This window comes from Gammaproteobacteria bacterium (genome assembly GCA_013696315.1).
Lineage (GTDB): Bacteria > Pseudomonadota > Gammaproteobacteria > JACCYU01 > JACCYU01 > JACCYU01.
This window is the reverse complement of the sequence record JACCYU010000266.1, coordinates 1-5,691: the sequence shown is the minus strand read 5'-3', so window position 1 is coordinate 5,691 and position 5,691 is coordinate 1. Positions and strand designations below refer to the sequence as shown.

At 58.7% G+C, this 5,691-nt stretch carries 6 protein-coding genes; 1 reads left to right on the top strand and 5 read right to left on the bottom strand.

Features of this window, described 5'->3' with window-relative positions; all coding sequences use genetic code 11:
• A partial coding sequence (locus tag H0V34_15010; GenBank protein MBA2492931.1) for a hypothetical protein occupies positions 1–1,598 on the bottom strand: 1,598 nt, incomplete at its 3' end.
• A gap of 161 nt (positions 1,599–1,759) precedes the next feature.
• Positions 1,760–2,161 (bottom strand): hypothetical protein, encoded by a 402-nt coding sequence (locus H0V34_15005; GenBank protein ID MBA2492930.1) that lies wholly within the window; start codon positions 2,159–2,161, stop codon positions 1,760–1,762.
• A gap of 217 nt (positions 2,162–2,378) precedes the next feature.
• Here H0V34_15005 and H0V34_15000 point away from each other — a divergent pair, with 217 nt between their 5' ends.
• Positions 2,379–2,744, top strand: coding sequence for a hypothetical protein (locus tag H0V34_15000; GenBank protein MBA2492929.1), 366 nt, complete (start codon positions 2,379–2,381; stop codon positions 2,742–2,744).
• A gap of 140 nt (positions 2,745–2,884) precedes the next feature.
• Here H0V34_15000 and groL read toward each other — a convergent pair whose 3' ends face one another.
• The 3 genes from groL to H0V34_14985 form a co-directional block, all read right to left on the bottom strand.
• Positions 2,885–4,528: a chaperonin GroEL gene (gene groL, locus H0V34_14995; GenBank protein MBA2492928.1), complete on the bottom strand. Its 1,644-nt coding sequence runs from the start codon at positions 4,526–4,528 to the stop codon at positions 2,885–2,887.
• A 46-nt stretch (positions 4,529–4,574) separates the two neighbouring features.
• Positions 4,575–4,865: a co-chaperone GroES gene (gene groES / locus H0V34_14990; GenBank protein MBA2492927.1), complete on the bottom strand. Its 291-nt coding sequence runs from the start codon at positions 4,863–4,865 to the stop codon at positions 4,575–4,577.
• Positions 4,866–5,050: 185 nt separating this feature from the next.
• A partial coding sequence (locus H0V34_14985) for a HugZ family protein (GenBank protein ID MBA2492926.1) occupies positions 5,051–5,691 on the bottom strand: 641 nt, incomplete at its 5' end.

Below are 5,691 nucleotides of genomic sequence, written 5' to 3'. Positions count from 1 at the left end.
CATCCACCCAAGTCACCCTCCTCATCGAAAAGAGCCATGACCGCTGGGGCTTCCTTTGTCATCTCGTCCTCGACGGCTTCCAGAAATGCTGCTGGAGCAGCCTCAGCAAGCAGCGTCAGCAAGTCAGCGATCGAACCCCAACGCACGGGCGGGGCCTCGTGTAGTAATTCTCTGACGATGCCATTCATCCAGTCCTCTGGTCTGGCGGGCACCTCAACTCTCGCTTGCCCCGCATACGTGGCTAGCAGCGCCAGGCTTTCCGTCAGGCCCTCTCGAAGCCAATTCGAATAGGGTATCGACTTGCCATACGCGCTAGCCATCCACCGTTTTTCTAAAGGTAAATCGAAACGCGGGTCAGGAAATCCAAGTACTTCCATGGCGACCTTACGAAACGTCTGCAGATCGTCTTGGCTCAGAAACCGGCCTAAGAGCAACCAGGCATCTAAAGGCGCTACCAAACGCCATACAGCGCCCACACGCCTGAGCGGAGCATCCGGCACGTGCAGCCACTGCCCGACAGACTTAGAAAATTCGCCATACCGACGACCTGAAAGCGTTTCCAGCACATTCCTATCCCCTTCGATTTCGTCATTCCAGCCGCCGGCGAGCAATGCTGCGGCAAGTACGCCAGCGACTTCAGGCCGCGCCCACGGAGGGGATGCTAGAGCCGGTGCTTTCGATAACTTTCTTTGAAGCGCGAGCAGACTGCGCCCGCTCGCACGAACACCGGCCTCCGCTTTAGATTCTGAAAAACCCATGCTGACCAGCGCCTGGGCCATTTCACGGCTTGGCTGACGCGGCAATACGAGCGCTTCATCAGACTCTCCCATATTGCGCCCTAACGGCAAAACGATCCGGTGTCCTGCTTGATCTAACTGTCCAACCGCAGTCAGATCAGCGCTGTTCATAATCAGCAGCAAGGGATCTCTGACTGTTAGCAAAGACTGCGAAGCCCTTGCCGAATCGACCACTAACGTTTGCGCCTGGCGAGAGCTCCGCTGCGGCTCCGGCAGAGTTGTCAATACTGCAGCGATAAAAGCGAGTACCTCTACAGGTGAATCTCCCCGAACCTCCAGTAAATGGGTTGAACCGTCGAGCCAATCAGACAATTTCTGCCGCGCAGTTTCACGTCCCGCGAGTACTAAAGAGGGCGTCAATGACGGATCCGTTGAAGTGCAAAAGCCAGACCACCAGTCCCTGACGGAGCGAAGATCACCTACCGGCTTGCCCATTAACTCGCTTAACCAAGCGTTGACTGCCGGAGAAGCAATCTCCAACCACTGTTCCAGATCGTGCGCATCGTAGGCTCGTACCTCGCGCCATTCGCCCTGCTTCTTCTTTTCTTCTAACCAACGGTTTTTTCCAGGCCAGTTGCGAGGAGTAACAAACACGAAACAGCTTTGAGCGGGGTTTAAGCCCAGCGCATCGCTCACGCGCGCGGCATAATTCTCACTTGCCTTTCGTCGCGGATCTTTATCCACGCCCATTTCCCAGCCTGTTAAGCCTGAAGGTAACCATGCGTTACCTACCCGGCTTTCGACAATGCCATCCCAACCGTGTCGCTGAATGCCCTCACCCGCCGGCATGTCGATACTCACTAGTTCTCCGGGAACTGAATGAATTAAGAGCCTTACCAGCCTCGGCAGCTCGGCGCGCGCGTGCATCTGATCCGCCCACCGATGAAGATCCAATGCGCTAATTCGATTGATGAAGTTACTTGTCATTTATGCTCACCGCCGAAACTCTCATATGTTTCTAGCTATTCAACCCGCCCCAACGCCGCTTTCAGCAGCATCTCCAGAAACTGGCTGTAAGTGAACCCCGCGATCCCGGCTATGATGTTGAGTTCGCCTTCCCAGCACCAGGCGGGGTTGGGGTTGACCTCCAGCAGCTTGATTTCGCCTTTGCTGTCCGCGCGGAAGTCGAAGCGCGCGTAATCGTGGCAGTTCAGCCGCGCACATAGTTTTGCAGCGTACTGCGGCAAGCGCTGGCGCGTAAGTTCGTCGATGCGCGCTTCGCGATATTTGATCTGGTTCCAAGCCGCTGGCAATCGTGACGATCGCCGAACGAACATGCCCTGCATGGTTTTGGCGCAACTGTACGAGCCCATGTCTGTTGTCGCAAGCGACGGGCTTATCACGTAAACGCAAGCCTGAGCCATTAACACAAGCTTTGGCCGAGCGCCGCGGTTTGTATGCGCGCTTACCGCCTGCGCTTAGGTTATGGCCGCTCGTCTCGAAACCGCTTGATCCGGTTGCGCGCGGCCAGTACCAATTCAATTTACAGGACCAGGAACACGCGGAAACTCACGGCGCAACGCGGCCGAATTGTCGTTTCGGCGTGACGGACGCTAAACGCGGCCTTTGCGGAGATACACCATGCGAAACGGAATTTTGAATCACAACTCTGAACACCGCGCGCGCGACACCAGCCAGCATGCCACAGCGGTCGCGCGGGAAGATGAAGACGTAAACGCAGTCGAGAGTGCTGGCGACGACGAGGCTATCGAGAACCTCAGCGAGGACGAAATCCGCGAAGACGAACCATTCGAGGTCGATTTCGACGACGACATGGACAATCTGCATGTCCTTTCCGACGACACGCCGGCCGGCTCCCTGTTGTTCGCGGCGGAGTACGGATTGCTGATGGCTGCCGCTCCCAGCCATCCGAGCCGCGCGATCGAGGCGCTGCTGGAAGCAAAGCGTCTGGACACCATGCTGCGCGAGGTTTACGACGACGAGTAACCGCGCTAGCGCGCCCGCCCCCATAAAGAAGACCCCGAAAAAAAGGCCCCGTCTCAACCACGGGGCCTTTCTGTTTACGCCGATGATGCAAGCTTGGGCTTCACTGCATAATACAGAGAAGCCCAAGTTTCGAGCAGCGTTTACATCATGTCATCCATGTCGTCCATGCCTGGCGCGCCCGCACCGCCCTTCGAAGACTTCTTCGGCGCTTCGGCGATCATGGCCTCGGTGGTGATCATCAGGCCCGCGATCGAGGCCGCGTTCTGCAACGCGGTGCGCACGACCTTGGTGGGATCGAGAATGCCCATCTTCACCATGTCGCCGTATTCATCGGTCTGCGCGTTGTAACCGAAGTTGCCCTTGCCTTCCGCAACCTTGTTCAGCACCACCGACGATTCCGCGCCGGCGTTTTTCACGATCTGGCGCAACGGCTCTTCCATGGCGCGGAACGCGATCTTCATGCCCATCTCCTGATCTTCGTTCAGCATTTCGATTCCTTTCTTGCGCAGGCTGTGCAACACCCGCACCAGCGCCACGCCGCCACCGGCGACCACGCCTTCCTCGACCGCCGCGCGCGTGGCGTGCAAGGCATCTTCGACTCTGGCCTTCTTCTCCTTCATCTCGACCTCGGTCGCGGCGCCGATCTTGATCACCGCCACACCGCCGGCCAGCTTGGCCATGCGCTCCTGCAGCTTCTCCTTGTCGTAATCAGAAGTCGCTTCCTCGATCTGCGCGCGGATCTGCTCGACCCGGCCCTTGATCTCTTTCGACTTGCCCGCGCCGCTGATGACGGTGGTGTTGTCCTTGTTAACGACAACTTTTTTCGCGCTACCGAGGTCCTCCAGGCTGGCTTTTTCCAGCGATAGCCCGACTTCCTCGGAGATCACTGTGCCGCCGGTCAGAATAGCGATGTCCTGAAGCATGGCCTTGCGACGATCGCCGAAGCCCGGCGCCTTGACGGCGGCGACTTTCACGATGCCGCGAATGGTGTTGACCACCAAGGTCGCCAGCGCCTCGCCTTCGACGTCTTCGGAGATAATCAGCAGTGATTTGCCCGATTTCGCCACGCCCTCAAGCACCGGCAAAAGTTCGCGGATGTTCGATATCTTCTTGTCGTAGAGCAGGATGTACGGGTCTTCCAGCTCGGCGGTCATGCGCTGCTGGTTGTTGATGAAGTACGGCGACAGATAGCCGCGATCGAACTCCATACCCTCGACGACTTCGAGTTCGCTCTCCAGACCGGAGCCGTCCTCGACTGTGATCACACCTTCCTTGCCGACCTTGTCCATGGCCTCGGCGATGATCTGACCGATGGTTTCGTCCGAGTTGGCGGAGATGGTGCCGACCTGCGCGATGGCGTTGGAGTCGGTGCAGGGCTTGGAGAGTTTCTTGAGTTCCTCGACCGCCGCGATGACCGTCTTGTCCAGTCCGCGCTTCAAGTCCATCGGGTTCATGCCGGCGGCTACCGCCTTGAAACCTTCCTGCAACATCATATGCGCCAGCACCGTCGCCGTGGTGGTGCCGTCCCCGGCTGTGTCAGAAGTCTTGGAGGCGACCTCTTTGACCATCTGCGCGCCCATGTTCTCGAACTTGTCCTTGAGTTCGATTTCCTTGGCCACGGACACGCCGTCCTTGGTGATCGAAGGGGCGCCGAAGGATTTTTCCAGCACCACGTTGCGTCCCTTGGGACCTAAGGTCGCCTTTACCGCGTTGGCCAGAATGGTGGCCCCATGCACCATGCGTTCGCGCGCATCTGTGCTGAATCTGATTTCTTTTGCTGCCATGGATATGCTCCTGAATAAATTAACAAACGGCTAATGAGCCGGGGACTTACTTTTCAATAACGCCCATGATGTCGTCTTCCTTCATCACCAGCAGGTCTTCGCCATCGACCTTGACCTCGGTACCGGAATACTTGCCGAACAGAATCTTGTCACCGGCCTTAACGTCCAGCGGCCGCACCTCGCCGTTTTCCTGAATGCGCCCGTTGCCGGCGGCGACCACTTCGCCCTGCGTCGGCTTCTCGGCGGCGGTATCAGGGATCACGATGCCGCCCGCGCTCTTGCGTTCCTCTTCCACCCGCCGGACGATAACGCGGTCGTGTAAGGGTCTGATGTTCATATCTCTTTCCTCTCTATTTTTAAGTTCGATGATGCGTTCTCAACCTGGCGCCTCACGCACAAGCTCGCTCGCACGCACATACCACCATCCGCGTAAGCCACATGGGGTCGCTCGGCGGCAACTTAAAGGGGCTGTGCGGTGAAGTTCAATAAAAATCTTTCGCTAATGTGGTCTCACGCCCGTGGTTAATCGTCCCGCGCCATCGCGACCAGCGCCGCACGCACCTCGCCCGGCGTACTGACGGCTCGCGCGAACTCGAAGCGCTCGATGCGCGCGCCCAGCCGCAGGTGAAACCCTTCCGCGTCCACGCCGGCCATCGCGGGCTCATGGGCGCCACAGTCGATCCCCGCGCGCACGCAGTAATGCCGCATGGCCTCGACGTGATCGGCGTTCATGTGCGCGACCATGGGCGTTTCCTGATCGCGTGCAAACGGATTCGCCAGGGTGAGCCGCGACGCCTCCAGCCAGTGGATCTCGCCGAAACCGCCGATGTAACGCGCGCGCACCAGATTCAGTCCGTAAAAGTCGAAGTCGTGGGTCGCGTGATAATCACGCGCTTCGGGAAAGAATTCGTAATAGCGCGCCGCGACATCGTCCGCCGCCTCCGGGCGCAAGCGCGCGGCATTGGCCAGCAGAGTGAGACGCGCGGCGGCCTGCACGTCGTCTTTTTCATCTTCCGTGACGATTAGCGAGACTTTGGCATTGGCGTCGATGTTGCGGGTGTGCTGCGCGATGCGGCTGATCAGGATCACGGGCGCGCCCGCACGATCCAGGCAATACGGCACGACGCTGCCGAACGGATAGCCGGGCGCCTCGACCGAATGCG